General features: G+C 69.6%; 17 protein-coding genes and 1 tRNA gene. 3 read left to right on the top strand and 15 right to left on the bottom strand.

Annotated features, from left to right (window positions below):
* Nucleotides 1-62 precede the first annotated feature (62 nt).
* From pgi to pcnB, 6 genes are all read right to left on the bottom strand, one after another.
* Nucleotides 63-1,559 (bottom strand): glucose-6-phosphate isomerase, encoded by a 1,497-nt coding sequence (gene pgi / locus H9L17_RS02750; protein WP_187570849.1) that lies wholly within the window; start codon nt 1,557-1,559, stop codon nt 63-65.
* A gap of 1 nt (nt 1,560) precedes the next feature.
* Nucleotides 1,561-1,941, bottom strand: a complete 381-nt coding sequence (gene panD / locus H9L17_RS02755) for an aspartate 1-decarboxylase (RefSeq protein WP_187570850.1) — start codon at nt 1,939-1,941, stop codon at nt 1,561-1,563.
* A gap of 107 nt (nt 1,942-2,048) precedes the next feature.
* On the bottom strand, nt 2,049-2,903 hold the full coding sequence (gene panC / locus H9L17_RS02760; RefSeq protein WP_187570851.1) for a pantoate--beta-alanine ligase: 855 nt from the start codon (nt 2,901-2,903) through the stop codon (nt 2,049-2,051).
* Nucleotides 2,900-3,715, bottom strand: a complete 816-nt coding sequence (gene panB / locus H9L17_RS02765; protein WP_187570852.1) for a 3-methyl-2-oxobutanoate hydroxymethyltransferase — start codon at nt 3,713-3,715, stop codon at nt 2,900-2,902. The genes panC and panB overlap by 4 nt, the downstream gene beginning before the upstream one ends.
* A gap of 65 nt (nt 3,716-3,780) precedes the next feature.
* A complete protein-coding gene (gene folK / locus H9L17_RS02770) occupies nt 3,781-4,281 on the bottom strand; it encodes a 2-amino-4-hydroxy-6-hydroxymethyldihydropteridine diphosphokinase (protein ID WP_187571827.1) in 501 nt (166 codons plus the stop codon).
* Between the two features lie 5 nt (nt 4,282-4,286).
* Nucleotides 4,287-5,642 carry a polynucleotide adenylyltransferase PcnB gene (gene pcnB / locus H9L17_RS02775; RefSeq protein ID WP_187570853.1) on the bottom strand — a complete coding sequence of 452 codons (1,356 nt, stop codon included), beginning with the start codon at nt 5,640-5,642 and terminating at the stop codon, nt 4,287-4,289.
* A gap of 122 nt (nt 5,643-5,764) precedes the next feature.
* Here pcnB and H9L17_RS02780 point away from each other — a divergent pair.
* A tRNA-Glu gene (locus tag H9L17_RS02780) sits at nt 5,765-5,840 on the top strand.
* Between the two features lie 200 nt (nt 5,841-6,040).
* Here the strand turns inward: H9L17_RS02780 and H9L17_RS02785 are convergent.
* From H9L17_RS02785 to H9L17_RS02820, 8 genes are all read right to left on the bottom strand, one after another.
* A complete protein-coding gene (locus tag H9L17_RS02785; protein ID WP_187570854.1) occupies nt 6,041-10,483 on the bottom strand; it encodes a DEAD/DEAH box helicase in 4,443 nt (1,480 codons plus the stop codon).
* A 114-nt stretch (nt 10,484-10,597) separates the two neighbouring features.
* A complete protein-coding gene (locus tag H9L17_RS02790) occupies nt 10,598-11,497 on the bottom strand; it encodes a DUF3298 and DUF4163 domain-containing protein (RefSeq protein WP_246455150.1) in 900 nt (299 codons plus the stop codon).
* 92 nt (nt 11,498-11,589) lie between these two features.
* The gene (locus H9L17_RS02795; RefSeq protein ID WP_139717747.1) at nt 11,590-11,799 is read right to left on the bottom strand and encodes a cold-shock protein; all 210 of its coding nucleotides are present in this window, start codon (nt 11,797-11,799) and stop codon (nt 11,590-11,592) included.
* Nucleotides 11,800-12,022: 223 nt separating this feature from the next.
* On the bottom strand, nt 12,023-12,736 hold the full coding sequence (locus H9L17_RS02800; protein WP_187570855.1) for a pseudouridine synthase: 714 nt from the start codon (nt 12,734-12,736) through the stop codon (nt 12,023-12,025).
* Between the two features lie 32 nt (nt 12,737-12,768).
* A complete protein-coding gene (locus H9L17_RS02805) occupies nt 12,769-13,041 on the bottom strand; it encodes a GNAT family N-acetyltransferase (protein WP_187570856.1) in 273 nt (90 codons plus the stop codon).
* Nucleotides 13,042-13,063: 22 nt separating this feature from the next.
* Entirely contained in the window at nt 13,064-13,663 is a 600-nt protein-coding gene (locus H9L17_RS02810; protein ID WP_187570857.1) for a rhomboid family intramembrane serine protease, read from the bottom strand.
* Between the two features lie 3 nt (nt 13,664-13,666).
* The gene (locus H9L17_RS02815) at nt 13,667-15,295 is read right to left on the bottom strand and encodes a POT-type proton-dependent oligopeptide transporter (protein ID WP_187570858.1); all 1,629 of its coding nucleotides are present in this window, start codon (nt 15,293-15,295) and stop codon (nt 13,667-13,669) included.
* Nucleotides 15,296-15,341: 46 nt separating this feature from the next.
* Nucleotides 15,342-15,977, bottom strand: coding sequence for a glutathione S-transferase family protein (locus tag H9L17_RS02820; RefSeq protein ID WP_187570859.1), 636 nt, complete (start codon nt 15,975-15,977; stop codon nt 15,342-15,344).
* A 184-nt stretch (nt 15,978-16,161) separates the two neighbouring features.
* Here H9L17_RS02820 and H9L17_RS02825 point away from each other — a divergent pair, with 184 nt between their 5' ends.
* Nucleotides 16,162-17,928 carry a M14 family metallopeptidase gene (locus tag H9L17_RS02825; RefSeq protein ID WP_187570860.1) on the top strand — a complete coding sequence of 589 codons (1,767 nt, stop codon included), beginning with the start codon at nt 16,162-16,164 and terminating at the stop codon, nt 17,926-17,928.
* Between the two features lies 1 nt (nt 17,929).
* Nucleotides 17,930-18,730: an SGNH/GDSL hydrolase family protein gene (locus H9L17_RS02830; protein ID WP_187570861.1), complete on the top strand. Its 801-nt coding sequence runs from the start codon at nt 17,930-17,932 to the stop codon at nt 18,728-18,730.
* A 149-nt stretch (nt 18,731-18,879) separates the two neighbouring features.
* Here the strand turns inward: H9L17_RS02830 and H9L17_RS02835 are convergent, their stop codons facing one another.
* A complete protein-coding gene (locus tag H9L17_RS02835; RefSeq protein WP_187570862.1) occupies nt 18,880-19,476 on the bottom strand; it encodes a YdeI/OmpD-associated family protein in 597 nt (198 codons plus the stop codon).
* Between the last annotated feature and the right edge of the window lie 9 nt (nt 19,477-19,485).

Here is a 19,485-nt window from a genome sequence, read left to right on the forward strand (position 1 = left end):
TGGACGCGGATCAACGCGGATTAATCTCAACCAGCGCCTCATCCGCAAATCGCTTTCTCCGCTTACCGCAGCTCCGCCAGCAGCGCCCGCGTCACCGGATCGTCGGCCTCGCTCTCGCCGTACAGCGCCGGCAGCAGCGAATTGGCGACCTGCTTGCCCAGCTCCACGCCGAACTGGTCGAAGGCGTTGATGCCCCACAGCACCGATTGCAGGTAGACGCTGTGCTCGTACAGCGCGATCAGCATGCCCAGCGATTCCGGCGTCAGCGCGTCCAGCAGCAGCAGCGTGCTCGGGCGGTTGCCGGGGTAGCGGCGGTGAGGATCGTCGCTGTCCTGCCCGTTCGCCAGCGCCTCGGTCTGCGCCAGCAGGTTGGCGAGCAGCGCGGCGTGGTTGCGCTCGTGCGCGTGGTCGGCCTGGCGCACGCCGATGAAATCGGCCGGCACCGTCTGGGTGCCCTGGTGCAGCGCCTGGAAGAAGCTGTGCTGGGTGTCGGTGCCGGCGCCGCCCCACCACACCGGCACGGTGTCGAGGCCGACTTTGCCGCCCGCCAGCGTCGCCGACTTGCCGAGGCTTTCCATCACCAACTGCTGGAGGTAGTTCGGCAGCAGACGCAGGCGTTCGTCGTAGGGCAGCACCGCCTGCGTGGCGGCGTGCAGCGCGTTGCGGTTCCACACCGCAGTCAGCGCGTGCCATACGGCGAGGTTGTCGCGCAGCGGCGCTTCGGCGGCGTGCGCGTCCATCCGGCTGGCGCCGTCCAGCAGTTGCAGGAAGCGGTCCATGCCGATCGCCAGCGCGATCGGGAAGCCCACCGCCGACCACAGCGAATAGCGCCCGCCCACCCAATCCCACATCGGCAGAGTGCGCTCCGGCGGGATGCCGAAGTCGGCCACGCGCTGCGCGTTGGTGCTGACCGCGTACAGGCGGCTGTCGTCGCCCAGCCAGTCGCGGACGATGCCCCCATTGAGCAGGGTTTCCTGGGTGCCGAAGGTCTTGGAGATGACGATGGCGGCGGTGCGCTTCGGGTCCAGTCCGGCCAGCGCGCGGCGCGCGGCGTTGCCGTCGACGTTGGAGATGAAGTGCACCTTGAAGCGTGCGCCCGGCAGCGCCAGCGCGTCCGCGACCAGGCGCGGGCCGAGGTCGGAGCCGCCGATGCCGACGCTGACGATGTCGGTGACGTCGCCGGCTTCCAGCGTTTCGATCAGCCCGCGCATCCGCGCCTGCGCGTCCAGCGCCTGCGCGCGCGCGTCGCGGGCGACGGTGGCTTCGGAGGTGTCGCCGCGCAGGGCGCTGTGCAGCGCGGCGCGGCCTTCGGTGGGATTGACGATGGCGCCGTCCAGCAGGCGGCGCATCGCGCCGGCGAGGTCGGCGCGTTCGGCGACGTCGAACAGGGCGTCCAACGCCGCGCGGTCGTAGCGCTGGCGCGCGAAGTTGGCGTACAGCGGGCCGCTGCGCAGGGCGAAGTCGCGCGCCCGCGCGGGATCGTCCGCGATCAGCGCCGGCAGCGGCGTGCCGGACAGTCGTTGCGCTTGCGCATCCAGACCCTCCAGCTGCCCGCCCACGTCAGGCCGCCTGCTTCGGCATCGAGTGGTTGGTGTGGGTCAACCGGTTCTCGCGGTCGACGTAGACGCAGACCGGCTTGTGCGCTTCCGCCTCGGCGGCGTCGCACTGCACGTAGGCGCAGATGATGACCAGGTCGCCCACCCGCGACTTGTGCGCGGCGGCGCCGTTCACCGAGATCACGCCGCTGCCTTCCTCGCCGCGGATCGCGTAGGTGGAATAGCGCTCGCCGCTGGTGACGTCGTAGATGTCGATCCGCTCGTATTCGCGGATGCCGGCGATGTCCAGCAGGCGACCGTCGATGGCGCACGAACCTTCGTAATGCAGCTCGGCGTGAGTGACGGTGGCGCGATGGATCTTGCCCTTGAGCAGGGTCAGTTGCATGGCTTCGACTCCGGTGGAACGCAAGGCCGGGACAGCCCGGAAGTTCGCAGTATAGGGCGCGTTTTGCGCACCGCAACAAACCGGGAATTCCGTTTTATCCGGGCAATTTATCCGGGCAATTGAAACTCGATGTTGTCGATCAACCGGGTGCGGCCCAGGCGCGCGGCGATCAGCGCCACCCGCGCCCCGCCCTCGCCGTCCGCCGGTTCGCTGAAATCGGGGCGGCGGACCACCGCGTAGTCGGGCACGAACCCGGCCGCGCGCATGGCGGCGTCGGCGTCGGCTTCGACCTGCGCGCGCGCCGCGCCGACCTGCGCGGCATCGCGCATCGAACGCAGCACGCGGTGGATGGTCGGCGCGACGGCGCGCTCCTCCGGCGACAGGTACTGGTTGCGCGAACTCATCGCCAGCCCGTCGTCCTCGCGGACGATCTCGCCCGCCAGGATCTCGATGGGCACGTGCAGGTCGGCCACCATCTGCCGGATCACCGCCAGCTGCTGGAAATCCTTGCGGCCGAACGCGGCCACGTCCGGCTGCACCTGGTTGAACAGGCGCGTCACCACGGTGCACACGCCGTCGAAATGGCCGGGGCGGCACGCGCCCTCCAGCACCGAGCTGACGCCCGGCACCTGCACCTTCGCCGCCAACTCCACGCCGAACGGATACATCGCCTCCACCTCCGGCAGCCACAGCGCGTCGCAGCCGGCGGCTTCCAGCCCAGTGGTGTCGGCGTCCGGCGTGCGCGGATAGCGGGTGAAGTCCTCGCTCGGGCCGAACTGAGTGGGATTGACGAACACGCTGGAGACCACGCGGTCGGCGCGCTCGCGCACCAGCGTCACCAGCGAATAGTGGCCGGCGTGCAGGTTGCCCATGGTCGGCACGAAGCCGACGCGCAGGCCCTCGCGCTTCCAGCCGTTGACGCGGGCGCGCAGGGCGTCGAGGGCGGTGAGGGTCTCGATCATGCGTAGCTGTGCTCGGAAGTCGGGAAGGTGCCGGCGCGCACCGCCTCGGTATAGGCGCGCACCGCGCCGGCGATGGAGCCGCCCTCGGCCAGGAAGTCCTTGACGAACTTCGGCTTGCGGTGGCCGGTGTCGATGCCGAGCAGGTCGTGCAGCACCAGCACCTGACCGTCGCAACCGGGGCCGGCGCCGATCCCGATGGTGGGAATCGGGCTGGCGGCGGTGATCTCCGCCGCCAGCGGGGCCGGCACGCCTTCCAGCACCAGCAGCGCCGCGCCTGCCTCGGCCACCGCCAAGGCGTCGGCGCGCAGGCGTTCGGCGGCGGATTGTTCGCGGCCCTGCACCTTGAAACCACCCATCTTCAGCACCGATTGCGGGGTCAGGCCGAGGTGCGCGCAGACCGGAATCTCGCGCTCGACCAGGAAGCGGATCGTCTCCAGCTTGTGGCCCGCGCCTTCCAGCTTGACCATCGCCGCGCCGGCCTGGATGAAGCGCACCGCCGCCGCGTGCGCCTGCTCCGGCGTGGCGTCGCTGCCGAACGGGAAGTCGGCGATCTTCAGCGCATGCTTCGCGCCGCGCGCCACCGCCGCCGTGTGATAGGCGATGTCGTCCACGCGCACCGGCAGCGTCGAATCGTGCCCCTGCACCACCATGCCCAGCGAATCGCCGATCAGGATCAGGTCGATGCCGGCGTCGTCCAGCACACGCGCGAAGCTGGCGTCGTAGCAGGTCAGCATCGTCAGCCGGCGGCCCGCGTCGCGCGCCTGCGCGAGCTGCGGCACGCTCCAGGACTTCTGTTCGGCATGTACGCTCATCGCAGGTTCCGGGTTGGCAAGCGCGGCATTATGGCGCAGAACGCGCGTAGGCCCGTCGCTCCGGATCAGGCGTCGCCGATCGCTTCCACGCCTTCGACGTCGATGCGGCGCAGCGCCTCGCCCACGCTGCCGTGGCCGGGAAACGGCGCATCGGCGGCGATCTCGGCCAGCGGCACCAGCGCGAACGCGCGCTCGTGCAGGTGCGGATGCGGCACGCGCAGGCCGGGCTGGTTGAGCGTGCGGTCGCCGTACAGCAACAGGTCGAGGTCGAGCACGCGCGGGCCCCAGCGCATCGAGGCGGTTTCGCCGCCGCGGCTGCGGCCGGCCTTGCGCTCGATCTCCAGCAGGTGGTCGAGCAGGGCGTGCGGGGCCAGGCCGGTTTCCAGCAGCGCGGCGGCGTTGACGTAATCCGGCTGGTCGACGCGGCCCCAGGCCGGCGTGCGGTACAGACGCGACGCGGCCAGCAGGCGGCTGTGCGGCAGTTCACGCAGCGCCTCGATGGCGTCGCGCACGGCCTCCTGCGGATGACCGATGTTGGCGCCGAGGCCGATGCAGGCCTTGGTCAGCAGGGTCATGGCGCAGCTCCCGGTTTCGCCCGGCGGCGACGGCGGCGCTTGCGCGGCGCGGCGGCATCGTCGCCCTCCTCCGCGTCGGGGCTTTCCGCTTCCCGCGCTTCGTTGGCGGCCAGCACGGCGGAAGGCTCCAGCTGCGCCTCGCGCCAGAACGCCACGTCCTCCGCATGCGAATCGGACGCGGCCAGCCGCAGTTCGAGGAAATCGACGGCGGCGCGGAAACGCGGATGCGCCAGCAGGCGGAACACGCGCTTGCGCTGGCGCAGCGAGAAGCGTGGCTGCAGCAGCCAGATCTCCTGCATCGGCAGCGAGAAGCGGCGCGGCAGCGCGGTGCGCGCGACCTGATGCATGGTTACCCGGTCGGCGGCGCGGCGCTGCGCTTCCGCCGCATGCACGCCCTGCGCCTGCAGCTGCGCCAGCGCGCGGCAGTAGGCCGGCCACAGCAGCACGGCATACAGGAAGGCCGGCGACACCGGCTCGTCGTTGGCGACCCGCGCATCGGTGTTGCGCAGGCCCTGCACCAGCATCCGCCGCAGCGCGCCGGAACTGTTCGAGGCCAGCGCCTTGGCGGTTTCCGGCAGCAGCGCCGGCAGCAGGCCGTGCGCTTCCAGGTGCTCGAAGCTGGCGACCGCGTGGCCGGACAGGAACAGCTTGAGGGTTTCCTCGAACAGCCGCGCCGGCGCGGCGTCGGCCAGCAGCGGCGCCAGCCGGGCGATGGGCTCGGCGGTGCCGGCCTCGATGGCGAAGCCCAGCTTCGCCGCCAGCCGCGCGGCGCGCAGCATGCGCACAGGGTCTTCGCGGTAGCGCGCTTCCGGCTCGCCGATCAGGCGCAGCAGCCGCGCCTGCACGTCGGCATAGCCGCCGACGTAGTCGCGCACCGAGAAATCCTCGATCGCGTAGTACAGCGCGTTGGCGGTGAAGTCGCGGCGCACCGCGTCGTCCTCGATGCTGCCGTAGATGTTGTCGCGCAGCAGGCGGCCGCCATCGTCGGTCTGGCGGTCGCCGTCGTCGTCGCCGCCGTTGGCGCGGAAGGTGGCGACCTCGATGATCTCGCGGCCGTACACCACGTGCGCCAGCCGGAACCGGCGGCCGATCAGGCGGCAGTTGCGGAACAGCGCCTTGACCTGTTCCGGGGTGGCGTCGGTGGCGACGTCGAAATCCTTGGGCTGGCCGCCGATCAGCAGGTCGCGGACCGCGCCGCCGACCAGATAGGCGCCGAAGCCGCCCTCGCGCAGGCGGTACAGCACCCGCAGCGCGTTGGGGCTCATCTGCTTGCGGGACACGCCGTGGACGTCGCGCGGGATCACGCGCAACTGGGGGACGAGGGAAGCGGGGGAATGGTCGGTATCGGTCATGCGCTGCGGTTGGCGGCGGAAATGGAGCGTTGCCAGCGGCAGACGCAGCCTTTTATACTACCAAGCTCGGCAGCCCATCCGGCAAAGCCGGGCCGGTCGTCCAACCGGCTGCACCTTCCAATGCTCCCTTCGTCTAGAGGCCTAGGACGTGGCCCTCTCAAGGCTAAAACACGGGTTCGAATCCCGTAGGGAGCGCCAATCATGAAAAAAGCCCGAGTCTCGCGACTCGGGCTTTTTTCATGATGCGACCGGAGGGATGAGAACCCGTAGGGTTCGACAGATTCGCCGGGAGCGAATCTGGACAGCCGCAGGCTGCCCGCAGCAAAGCTGCGGGCGCGGCACATGGATGTGCCGCGTCTATCCCGTGGCACCAGATGAAAGCTACAGCAGCGCTCGCTTCAACTTCCTCGCCCCGCATGCAACCCCAACGGATCCGCCATCGGCCGCGATCCCGCCGGCAGCGGCGCCCTGCCGCCCTGCACCCCCGGCTCGCGCAGCAGCGCCACCTTCGCCGCATGCTCGTCTTCGACCGCCAGCCCGGGCAAGGCGCGGAACTCGCCGCCGACCAGCGACGCCACCGGCACGCCGTCGCGCAGCAGCAGCCGCGCGCCGGGCTGGCGCGGCACCCTGTCGCCGGCCAGCAGGCCGCCGACGAGGTTGAGCGGATCGGCGGCCGACACCGCGATCATCGCGCCGTCCGGCGGCCGCCTGCGGATCGCGCGCAGCGCGGCCACCGCTTCCGGCAGGGCGAACTGCTGGCCGACCACGCCGGACAGGAAGCGCCCGCCGCGAATTTCGCCGCGCGCCTCCAGCCGCTGGTATTCGCGCAGCAGTTCGCGCCACGGCGGCAGCCACGCGGCCTCGCGCTCCAGCAGCCGCCAGCAGATCACGCCGTAGCGGCGCAGCAGGACGCGGGCGACGTGTTCGACCGAGGCCGGGTCCGGCGCCGCATCGGCCTCCGGCCGCCGCACCAGGCTCCAGCGGCCCGCATCCGCGATCCCGGTCAGCGACGCGCGGCGCCCGTTGCGCGCGTAGCTGGCCGGGCGCTTCGCCGCCGGCAGCAGCAGCGCGCGCAGGCCGGAGAAGCTGTCGCAGCTGGCGCGCCCGCGCGCGACCAGTTCGGCCAGCGCGTCCTCCAGCTCGGTTTCCAGCAGCCGCGCGGCGTCCACCAGTTCGTCGAAGAACAGCGCCCCGCGTTCGCGCAGGCAGTCCTCGACCTTGCGCGCGCGCGAGGACAGCGGTGCGTCCTCGCCCGGCTGCTGGCGCGCGGCCAGCCGCGTCCACAGGCCCAGCTCGCGACGCGGCAGCAGCACGATGGGCGCGGCGCGCACCAGCGTCGCCCCGCCCTCGCCGCCGGTGCGCAGGCGCGTCCAGGCGATGCGGCCGGCGCCGCACAGGTCGTCCAGCCAGGCGATGGAATAGTCCTTGATCCGCGCCGGCAGCAGCTCGCTTTCCCACGCGCCGGCGGCGGCCTCGAAGCCTTCCATCTGCGCCAGCACGCCGGCCAGCGCTTCCGGCCCCTGCACGCGGGTGGCGGGCGACAGGCGCTGCCAGTCGCACAGGAAGCGCACGTAATCGCGCACGTCCACCGGCTCGATCTCGCGCCGCAGACGCGCCACGGTGTTGCGGTGGATACGAGCCAGCAGCAGGCGTTCGCACCACTCCTCACCGACGGCACCGGGACGGAACCGGCCGCGCATGGCGTAGCCCTCCTGCTCCAGCGCCAGCAGGGCGAGTTCGACGTCGCCGTGATCCGTCATCAGCGCCTCGGCCAACGCCGCGACGGTGGTGACGCCCGAGGTCGACAGGCGGCTGCGCACGAGTTCGCACAGGGCGTCCTCGCGCGTCCAGTCGATGGCGTAGCTTTCCGGCACTTCGATTTCGGGTTCGATCGCCGCCGCAGGGTGCAGCGCGCGCAGTTGCGGCAGCCGTTCGGCAGCTACCCATAGCCCCTCTCTCTCCGGGAGAGAAGTTGGGGAGAGGATTCTGCCAGTTGCCGAACCCTCATCCGGCCCTTCGGGTCGTCCTTTCCCGGCGGGAGATGGAATCAGATGCGTCGCACGCCGATCCCCGGCCAGCGCCCGCAACAGATGCGTCCAGCCCGACGCCTCCGCCTCGCCCGCCGTGACCGCGCCCACTGCCATCAACGCGTCGTGCATCTCGTCCGACGTTCCGGCCAGCGGCCAGGCGTCCTCGGCCACGGCGTCGATCGCGTTCGGGTCGAGCCGCCCCAGGTCCTCGACCCGGCCGGCATGGCCCAGCCCGCGCGCGGCCACCGCCTGCGTGCGGCGCTCCTCCAGCGGCGCGTCGTCGAGGAAGGCGTAGGGCCGCGCGGTCAGCACCTCGGCGGTGAACGGCGACGGGCCGGTGAGGTCGCGCGCGGTCACCTGCACCTCGCCCGACTCCAGCCCGCGCAGCAGCGCCAGCCAGCCGTCCACGTCCATCGCATCAAACAGGCAGTCCTGCAAGGTCTGCGCGACCAGCGGGTGGTCCGGCACCTCGCGCTCGCCGACGATGTTCTCCAGGCAGGCCACCTGGTCGGGGAACACCGTCGCCATCAGGTCTTCCGACTTCATCCGCTGCAGCTGCGGCGGCACCTTCTTGCCGCCGGTGAAGCGCGGCAGGGCCAGCGCGGTGGTCGCGTTCCAGCGGAAGCGCGCGGGAAACAAGGGCGCGTCCAGCAGCGCCTGCACCAGCACGTCCTGCGCACTGGACGAATGCAGGTAGCCGATCACCTCGATCAGCGGGAAGCTGTGGCTGGTCGAGAGCGACAGCACGATGGCGTCCTCGGTCGCCGCCGCCTGCAGCTCGAAGTTGAACTTGCGGCAGAAGCGCTTGCGCAGCGCCAGTCCCCAAGCCTTGTTGATGCGGCTCCCGTACGGCGAATGGATCACCAGCTGGGTGCCGCCGGATTCGTCGAAGAAGCGTTCCAGCGCGATGTGCCGCTGCGTCGGCAGCATGCCGAAGCCGACGAGCTGCGCGGCCGCATAGGCCACGATCTGCGCAGCGGCGGAGTCGCCCAGCCCAAGCTTGTCGCGCAGCCAACTCAATGCGGCCGCCTCACCCTCGCCTTCCAGTTTCGCCTGCAGAAGTTCTCGGAAGCGCGACACGCTGGCCGACAGCTCGATGCTGCGCCCCGGCGCCTCGCCCAGCCAGAACGGGATGCTGGGCGGCGCACCCTGCGCGTCCTCCACCCGCACCCGCCCGCTTTCCACGCGGAGGATGCGGTAGCTGGCGTTGCCAAGCTGGAACACGTCGCCGGCGAGGCTCTCGACGGCGAAATCCTCGTTCACCGTGCCGATGTTGATCGCCTGCGGCTCCAGCACCACCGCGTAGTCGCCGACGTCGGGAATGGTGCCGCCGGACTGCGTGGCGGTCAGGCGCGCGCCCTTGCGGCCGCGCAGCTTGCGGTGCACGGCGTCGCGGTGCAGGTAGCTGGCGCGCTGGCCGTAGCGGGTCGAGAAGCCCTCCGCCAGCATCTTCAGAAGCGCATCGAACTCCTTGCGCGGCAGCGACGCGTAGGGCCACGCGCGCCGCACCAGCGCAAACAACGCGTCCTCGTCCCATTCGCGCGCGGCCACCTCGGCCACGAGCTGCTGCGCCAGCACGTCGCGCGGCGCCGGCGGCATGATCAGCGCGTCCAGCTCGCCGCGGCGCACGGCGTCCAGCAGCGCGGCGCCTTCCATCAGTTCGTCGCGGCTGGTCGCGAACAGCCGCCCCTTCGGCACGCCACCGACGTGGTGGCCGGAGCGCCCGACCCGCTGCAGGAACGCGGCGATGCTGCGCGGCGATCCGATCTGGCAGACCAGGTCGACGTCGCCGATGTCGATGCCCAGCTCCAGCGAGGCGGTCGCCACCAGCACCTTCAGCTCGCCGCGCTTGAGCCGCTGCTCGGCGTCCAGCCGCAGTTCCTTCGCCAGCGAGCCGTGGTGCGCGGCCACGTGCTCCTTGCCCAGCAGCTCGCCGAGGTGGCGCGCGGCGCGCTCGGCCATGCGCCGCGTGTTGACGAAGACCAGCGTGGTCGCGTGCCGCTCGACCAGCTCGGCGATGCGCGCGTACACCAGCTCCCACTGCGCGTTCGACATCACCGCTTCCAGCGGCACCGGCGGCAGCTCCAGCGCGAGGTCGCGCGCGCGCGCGTGGCCGATGTCGACGATGGCGCAGTCGCGCTCGCCCGCGCCGGTCAGGAACTTCGCCACCTCCTCGATCGGCTTCTGCGTGGCCGACAGCCCGACCCGCGTCGCCCGCCGCCCGGTCAGCGCGTCCAGCCGCTCCATCGACAGCGCCAGGTGGCTGCCGCGCTTGTTCTGCACCAGCGCGTGGATTTCGTCCACGATCACCGTGCGCACGCCGGCCAGCATCGCCCGCCCGGACTCGGAGCCGAGCAGCACGTACAGCGACTCCGGCGTGGTGGCGAGGATGTGCGGCGGTTTCTTGCGATGCAGCGCGCGCTCGGACTGCGGCGTGTCGCCGGTGCGCACGGCGGTGCGGATGTCCACGTCCGGTAGGCCCAGCGCCGCCAGTTCGGCGCGGATGCCGTCCAGCGGCGCGTCCAGGTTGATGTGGATGTCGTTGGACAGCGCCTTCAGCGGCGACACGTAAACGACCAGCGTCTGCTCCGGCAGCCCGTGCGACAGGCCCTCGCGCACCAGCGCGTCGATGGCGGTGAGGAAGGCGGTCAGGGTCTTGCCCGAGCCGGTCGGCGCGGCGACCAGGGTGTCGCGGCCACTGGCGATTGCCGGCCAGGCCGCGAGCTGCGCGTCCGTGGGCGCCGGGAAGGCGCGCGCGAACCAGCCGGCGACGGCGGGATGGAATGCGTCGAGCGCGGGGTGCGCGGCCATGCCGGCATTATCCGCCCCGCCCCGTCGGGCGGGATGAACGGAATGGACGAAGTCGAAGCGGATCTGCGCGTTCACCCGCGCAGGCTGCGCGGCGGGCGTCTCATCCGGTGAGACTCAGCCGGCGCGGAACAGCGCCTTGTACTCCGACGCTACCAGCGGCAGCAGCACCTGCGCCGGCACGTCCACCGTGCGCGTGCCTTCCACGTAGGGCGCCACCTGGTACGGCGGAAACACGATGCGCAGCGCGCGAATGCTGCCGTCGGCGTTCATCACCGGCTCGAAGCGGGCGAAGTTCTTCGGCTCCGGCGCGGTGCCCTCGTCGATCATCCTGCTGCGGAAGCGCAGTTGCTCCGAGCGCACGTCGCCTTCCAGCGCCTCGTCGTCCAGCTGCCCGGACAACGCGGTCATCAGCTGCTCGCGCACGTAGGCGGAAACCGGCTTCCAGTTGCCGGCATCGGGGATCAGCTGCTCCGCCGCCAGCATCTGCTGCATCTGCGGCAGCCAGACGAAACGCTCCACCAGCGGCATGCCGTGCGCGCCGCCGAGATAGCTGCTGCCGTCGGCGGCCACCGCCACCACGCGCGGCGTTTCCACCACCCGGGTGAACTGCAGGCTGAGGTCGTAGGGTGCGCGCGGCTTTTCGCCGTTCAGCCCGGCGACCGCCTTCATCAGATCGGCGCGCGCGGCCTCGGCGTAGTCGTGCAGCGCCTGCGCCAGCGGCGGGTAATCCGCGGCCATCTGCGGATAGCTGATGCCGACGATGTAGCCGGGCGTGGTTTCGATCACGTCCTTCAGTTCCACCGGCGCGGCGGGCGATGCCGGCGCGGCGGTTTCGGCCGCAGTGCCGGGAGTCGCGGCGACGGGCGCCTGCGGCGCATCGCCACGGCCGCAGCCGGCCAGCAGGGCCAGGGAAAGAACGAGGGGGACGACGCGCGCAACCTTGGGGAATAATCGCTCATGGCGGAACGTGGGAAAAAGAATGGATTCGAACCTGCCGCATAGTCTGGCACGCATGCGGTATCGAACCCATGAACGGATTCGCATGTCCCGGAAACGACAAAGCCCGGCCGAAGCCGGGCTTTGCGTGCGCGAATGCGCGAGGCGAATTACATCGCCTGCACTTCGTCGGCCTGCAGGCCCTTCTGGCCCTGCACGACCTTGAAGGAGACCTTCTGGCCTTCCTGCAGGGACTTGAAGCCGGTGCCCTGGATCGAGCGGAAGTGGACGAAAACGTCCGGGCCGCTTTCCGGGGTGATGAAGCCGAAGCCCTTGGCGTCGTTGAACCACTTGACGGTGCCGGTCTGACGATCAGACATGTTGTTACTCCATTGGAAACAGTTGGTCATGGAAACGCGACTGGCGGAGCCGGCCGCGACTGTCGAGCAAGGGGTAACGCACACGATGAGCGGATCACGAAGGATCTACCGCATCGGGTCACGATGTACCGTGATCCCGCTTGAAACAGTGGGCGAACCTTAACCTGTTTTTGACGGCAAATGTCGATCCCGGCGCAGTTTTTTTTCAAACGGCCGGTTTTGGTTACCAATCGGCGTGTTCCGGCAGCAATCCGCGCAGTTCCGCGTCGGTCAGGTTGCGCCACTGACCAGGCTTCAGACGGCCCAGCTTCACGTTGCCGATCCGCACCCGCAGCAGTTGTTTCACCCGGTAGCCGAAATGCGCCGCCATCAGCCGGATCTGCCGGTTCAGGCCCTGGGTCAGCACGATCCGGAAGCCCTGGCTGCCCAGCTTGCCTGTCTTGCACGGCAGGGTCATCTGGCCGTGCACCGGCACCCCGCGGCTCATTCCGCGCAGGAACTCAGGGGTGACCGGGTGGTTCACCGCCACCAGGTATTCCTTTTCCAGCTTGTTCTCGGCGCGCAGGATCCGGTTGACGATGTCGCCGTTGCTGGTCAGCAGGATCAGCCCTTCCGAATCCTTGTCCAGCCGGCCGACCGGGAAAATGCGCTGCTCGTGGCCGACGAAATCGACGATGTTGCCCTTCACGTCCGACTCGGTGGTGCAGGTGATGCCCACCGGCTTGTTCAGCGCGATGTAGACGTGCCGGCGCTTGCCCTTGGCGGCGGTGCGCGCGGCCAGCGCGTTACCGTCGACGCGCACCTCGTCACCCTCGCCCAGTTCGGCGCCGACGCGGGCGCGCAGCCCGTTGACCGTGACCCGGCCCTCCGCGATCAGGCGGTCGGCCTCGCGGCGGGAGCAGAAGCCGGTGTCGGCGATGTGTCGGTTCAGGCGCATAGGGGCGGGGATTGTACGCGCCCCCGGCCGGATCAGGCGCGCAGCGCCTCGAACTCAGGATGCCGGCGCATCCAGACATCGGCGTAGGAACACTGCGGCACCACTTTGAGGCCGGCGCCGCGCGCGTAGTCCAGCGCGGCGCGCACCAGTTCGCCGGCGATGCCGCGGCCGCCGATCTCGCGCGGCACGATGGTGTGGGTGATGGTCAGGCGGCCGTCGTCCTCGACGTAGTCGAGGTGCGCGGCGTGGCCTTCGGCCTGGGTGACGAACCGCTGTTCGGGGACTTCGTGGAGGATCTCGCTCATGGCTGGCTCCGTTGTGACGCCGCTATCCCAGCAGGCTGCGCGTGAAGTGGCCGGCAACGCCCGGTTCCAGCAGCACGGTGAACAGCACGCCGTAGGCCGCGCCCCACAGGTGGGCGCTGTGGTTGACGTTGCCGCCGCCGCGCCGGTCCATCCAGATGCTGTAGCCGACGTAGAGGATGGCGAACAGGAAGGCCGGGATCGGCAGCGGGATCGGGAAGATGATGAGCTTCGTCCACGGATCGAACAGGATCGCGGCGAACAGCACCGCCGACACGCCGCCGGACGCGCCGAGACTGCGGTAGTTGGGATCGCGCTGGTGCTTGATCCAGGTCGGCAGGATCGAGACGACGATCGCCGACAGGTAGAACAGCACGAAGCCGAGCGGCGTGATCCACTGCGAGAACACCCGCTCCACCACGCTGCCGAACGACCACAGCGTGATCATGTTGAACAGCAGGTGGGTCCAGTCGGCGTGGACGAAGCCGTAGGTCAGCAGGCGGTCGTACTGGCGGTTGCGCTGCACGGCGGGCGGCCACAGGATCAGCCTGCCCAGCAGGCGCTGGTCGTTGAAGGCGCGCCAGCTCACCAGCACGGTGACGGCGATGATGGCGTAGGTGAGCATGGATCAGGCGGCCCGGTAGTTGTCCTGCATCGGATAGGTGCGGGCGTAGGCCGCGAATGCAAGCGCGGCGGCGAACGCGAACAGCGCGAAGAAGAACATCAGGAACGCGTTCTCGCTCCAGCCGGTGCCGGCGATATGCGCGGTCACCGCCTCGTTGCGTACCGCCACGTTGGTCAGCAGCACCCACAGGCTGCCGAAGGTGCTGGTGAGGTACCAGAACGCCATGATCACGCCCTTCATCGACGCGGTGGCCTGGCTGTAGGCGAACTCCAGCGCGGTCGCCGAGACCAGCACCTCGCCGAAGGTCAGCAGCAGGTAGGGCCAGGTCTGCAACGCCAGCGAGGTCTGCGCGCCGCTGTCGATCTCCAGTTGGATCAGCCCGGCGACGATCCAGGCGATGCCGGCGAATACGATCCCCCAACCCATCCGCCGCAGCGGCGTGGGCTGGTAGCCGAGCCGGCGCAACGCGGGATACAGCACGAAGTTGTTGAACGGGATCAGCAGCATGATCAACAGCGGATTCAGCGCCTGCATCTGCCCTGCTTCCTTGACCAGCCAGCTCGGCCACCACCACGCCTCGTGCGGGATGCTCATCGCCTTGCCCTGGATCACCCAGGTGCTGGCCTTCTGGTCGAACAGCGACCAGAACGGCGTGGTCAGCGCGAACACGATCAGGATGCGCAGCACCGCGCGCACGCCTTCCACCGCCGCATCGGGATGCCGGCCGCGCGCACGCTCCAGCTGCATCGACACGCCGATCCCGCCGAACACGATCAGCGCCCCCAGCGCCAGGCAGGCGGTGATGACGAAATGGAAATCCGCCGGCCAGAACGGCAGGTCGATGCCGAAGCCCGCATGCAGCGCCCAGCAGGCCAGCATCGCCACTGCCAGCAGCGCGCCCGCGCCGGCCACCAGCAACCCTGGCCGGCCCTGCCCCGGTGCCTGCGCCAACAGCGCGGTACGCGCCACGTTGAAGAAGGAATCCGGATCCTCGCCGCGGCTCGGCGGCACCCGCACGTATTTGCCTCGCCCCAGCCAGAAGATGAAGGTGGCCAGGAACATCAGCACGCCGGGAATGCCGAAAGCCACCGCCGGCCCGAAGTTGCGCAGGAACAGCGGCATCAGCAGCGAGGCGAAGAAGCTGCCGAAGTTGATCGTCCAGTAGAAGCCGTCGAAGACGAGCTTCGCCAGGTGCTTGTTGGCGGCGGTGAACTGGTCGCCGCAGAAGCTCACCACCAGTGGCTTGATCCCGCCGCTGCCCAGCGCGATCAGGAACAGGCCGGTGTAGAAGCCGGTGCGGTGATCCTCGAACAGCGCGAGGCACGCATGGCCGGCGCAGTAGACCAGCGAGAACCACAGCACGGTGTTGTACTTGCCGAAGAAGCGGTCGGCCAGCCAGCCGCCCAGCAGCGGGAAGAAGTACACGCCGATCACGAAGCTGTGGAACACGTCCTTGGCGACGCCCTGCCGCTCCGCCTCCGGCACGTAGGCCAGGATCACGCTGCTGACCAGGAACTGCACCAGGATGTTGCGCATCCCGTAGAAGCTGAAGCGCTCGCAGGCTTCGTTGCCGATGATGTAGGGGATCTGCCGGGGCAGGCGTGCGGTCGTGGCGGCCGTCGTCTGGCTCATGCGTGGCTCGTCGCTCGGGATTGCCGAAGCCTAACCGATGCGGGCCTCACGCCCACTCGGTCAGCCCCTCGCGCTCGTACAGCGCCTTGAACGAAGGGCGCGCCTTCAGCCGCTGCGCCAGCGCGGCCAGGTGCGGCCACTCGGTGGCCGGCTTCGGCATGTTGCGCGACCAGCGCATCAGCATGGTCAGGTAGAAATCGGCGACGCTCAGGTTCTCGCCAAGCAACCACGGACCATGCGCGGCCAAGTGGTCGTCGATGCGCCGCCACTGCGCCTCGATCCGCGGCGCGCAGTGCGCGCGCAACGCGTCCGCGTTCGCCTCGCCCGCCGGCTCGCCCGGATACCACCATTGGCGGAACAGCGGCTGCACCATGTTGGCGAGGTTGAACATCCACTGCAGGTAATCGGCGCGGCGCGGATCGTCGATGGCCGGCGCGAAGCCCGCTTCGGGATGGCGATCCGCCAGCAGGAGTGCCAATGCGGCCGCCTCGTACTGCGGCTTGCCGTCGATCACCAGCGTCGGCACCACGCCGTTCGGGTTCAGCGCCAGATAGTCGGCCGATTTCTGGGCCTTGCTGTCGAAATCGACCAGGCGCAGTTCGTGCGGCAGATCGAGTTCGAGCAGCAGCCAGTGCACGAGGAAGCTGGCGGAACCGGGGGCGTAGTAGAGCGTGGAGGACATGGCGGGGATCCATCGGGGGATGCGGCATCTTCGCATGTGGTGGTGCTGGGTTGAGGAGTGAGTGGAGAGGAGTGAGGAGTGAGTAGAGGCAGCGCGGCTCTATGGTTTTCTCGCTCCTCACTCCTCTCCGCTCACTCCTCGGCTCCACACCGGCTACCATCCGGCAATCCACCCGGAGCCGCCCATGCGCCGCAGCCTGCTCGCCCTCGCCCTGTTGACCGCCACCGCTTCCGTCGCGATGGCCGCCAAGCCCAACCTGTCCACGTTCGCCGAACGCAGCGGCTACAAGCAGACAGGCCGCTACGACGAAGTGATCGCGCTGTGCGACGCCTACCAGCAGGCCTGGCCGAAGGCGGTGCGCTGCTTCGACTTCGGCATCACCCCGCAGGGCCGGCCGATGAAGGCAATGGCGGTCTCGACCAGCGGCGCGCTGACGCCGGAAGACGCGCGCGAACGCGACCTGCCGGTGGTGCTGGCGCAGGGCGGCATCCACGCCGGCGAGATCGACGGCAAGGACGCCGGCTTCGGCCTGATCCGCGACATGCTGCAGGGCAAGACCGGCAAGGGCGCGCTGGACAAGGCCGTGCTGCTGTTCGTGCCGGTGTTCAACGTGGACGGTCACGAGAACTTCCGCGCCTGGAACCGCCCCAACCAGCGCGGCCCGGAGGAAATGGGCTTCCGCGTCACCGCCCAGCGCTACAACCTCAACCGCGACTACGTGAAGGCGGACAGCCCGGAAATGCGCGCGATGCTGGCGCTGGTCAACCAGTGGGACCCGCTGGCGACGCTGGACCTGCACGTCACCGACGGCGCCAAGTTCCGCCACGACATCTCCATCACCGGCGAGCCGGTCAATTCCGGCGACGAGGCGCTGCGCGAGGCCGGGCGCGGGCTGAAGGACGGCATCATCGGGAAGCTGAAGCAGCAGGGTTCGCTGCCGGTCGGCTTCTACCCCAGCTTCGTCGAGGACGACGACCCGGCCTCCGGCTTCGTCGAAGGCGTCAACACGCCGCGCTTCTCGCACGGCTACTTCCAGCTGCGCAACCGCATCGGCATCCTGATCGAAACCCACTCTTGGAAGCCCTATCCCGAGCGCGTGCGCGCCACCTACAACGCCGTGCTGGATACGCTGGAGCTGGTGGCGGAGCACGGCGCGCAGTGGCGACAAATGGAACTGGACGCCGACGCCCGCTCCGCCGCGCTGGCCGGCCAGCCGGTGCCGCTGGACTACACCGTCACCGACGCCAAACGCTTCATCGAGTTCCTGGGCTATGCCTACACCCGCACGCCGTCCGACATCTCCGGCGGCACCATGACCCATTACGACGAGCGCACCCCGCAATTGTGGATGCTGCCGCTGCGCGACACCGTCGCGCCCGGCCTCACGGTGGCCGCGCCGAAGGCCGGCTATCTCGTCCCGTCCGAATACGCCGAACAGGTCGGCGCGCAGCTGCGCATCCACGGCATCGACTACCGCGTGCTGGACGCCGCGCTGCCGCAGGCCGCGGTGCAGGCGTTCGACGCCGACAGCGTGAAGTTCTCGCCGACGCCGACGGAAAACCACCAGCGCGTCGCCCTAGCCGGCGCGTGGAAGCCCGCCTCCGCCAGCCTCGGCGCGGGCGCGCTGTTCGTGCCCATCGCCCAGCCGAAGGCGCGGCTGCTGATGACGATCCTGGAGCCGCAGGCGCCCGATTCGATGGCGGCCTGGGGCGCATTCAACAACAGCTTCGAGCGCAAGGAATACATGGAGGGCTACGTGGCCGAGGAGCAGGCGCGGCTGATGCTGGCGCGCGACCCGGCGCTGAAAGCCGAGTTCGAGAAGAAGCTGAAGGACGACCCCGACTTCGCCAAGAGCCCGCGCGCGCGGCTGGACTTCTTCTACCGCCGCCACCCGGCCTGGGACGCGGGCTACAACCGCTATCCGGTGCTGCGTACCGATACGGCGTACTGAGGTGCGGGCACTCGCATCGCTGCTCGCGGCCCTGCTTTGCCTCGCTGGCTGCGGCACCAAAGCGCCCGCCGACGGAAAACACGAGCGGGTGCTGTTCGTCGGCAACAGCCTGACCTACGTCGGCAATCTGCCCGCGGTGTTTGCCGCGATGGCGAACGCGAACGGCCACGCCATCGAAAGCGACATGATCGTGCGCGGCGGCGCGTCGCTGACCGAGCCGCTGAAAGATGGTTCCATCGCGCGGGCGCTGGACGGGCGCCGCTACGCCGCGCTCGTGCTGCAGGAGCGCGGCGGCGATCTGCTCTGCGGGTTCGGCCCGGAGTCCTGCGCGGATTCCAGCGCCTCGCTCAAGGCCATCGCGCGCATGGCGAAGGAGAAAGGCGTCGCCAGCGTCGTGCTGCTGGGCACCTACCAGTCGATGCCGTCCGTCTCGAAGGTCATCGTCGAACGGGAAGGCGCGGCTGCGGACGAAGCGGGCATCGCCTACGTCGAGGTCTCGCAGACGCTGCAACGGCTGGGCGGCGCGCAGCCGGCACTGGTCTGGTTCGATGCCGATGGCATGCATCCGGGCAAGGACCTGACGCTGCTGGAGGCGATGCTGCTGCATCGGCAACTGTTCGGCGCGCTACCGGCCGCGCAAGCGCTTGTCGTCGATGGGCCGATCTATGGCGTCCAGAGCGGCCTGACCGGAACCCTGCGCGCGGCCGATGCGCCCGCGCCCAAGGCGGACACGCCACGGTCCATCGCCTACTCCGCCGATACCACCCGCAGCCTGCTCGACGCGTTGAGCGCTGATCGGTAAGCGCTGCGACTGCCCGCCCGACAAACGCCCGTCAACCTGAGCGCAGCGAAGGATCTGCTTGTAGCGATGAAAGTGGATCCTTCGCTGCGCTCAGGACGACAGTGGATTGCCACGCATATGGGACGGAAGCCGTTCGAGGTTGCCCCGCCTCAACAGTTCTCGTACTTCCAGTTCCGCCGCTTGCCCTCGGCCATCCACTCCACCGCCTGCGCCAGCCGCTTCGCGCGCGTCTCCTCGCGCTTGGCTTCGACGATCCACTCGATGTACTCGCGCTTGCAGCTTGGCGGGAACGCATCGAACGTCGCCTGCGCCGCCTTGTTCTTCTTCAGCGCGGCGGCCAGATCCTGCGGCGTTTCCGGCGGCGGCTTGGGCGCGGACTTGCGCGCCGGCGGCTTCACCCCGTCCTCGTTGAGCTTCATCGCCTTGCGGATATGCGCCAGCAGGGTCTTCTTCGGCGGAAGATCCTTCACCGAAGTCATCTTGCCGTAGCTGCCCATGCCGTCGCGCGGCTCGCCCTCGCCCACCACCAGCGCGTGCTTCCAGAAGCCGAACGAGGCGTGCTGCTTGAACGCCGCCATCCCGCACAGGATGCCGCCGGCGTGCACGAAGGTCGGCATGCCCCATTTGATCGTTTCCTCGACCTCCGGGCAGGCGTCGTGCACCCGTTCGCGCACCTGGGCCAGGATCGGCTGCGCGAACGGCGCGGCGCGTTCGATGTAGGCGTCGATGCGGGGGTCGCGGGCCATGTGGCTTGC

The sequence above is a fragment of the Thermomonas brevis genome (assembly GCF_014395425.1).
In the GTDB taxonomy this organism is placed as follows: Bacteria; Pseudomonadota; Gammaproteobacteria; order Xanthomonadales; family Xanthomonadaceae; genus Thermomonas; species Thermomonas brevis.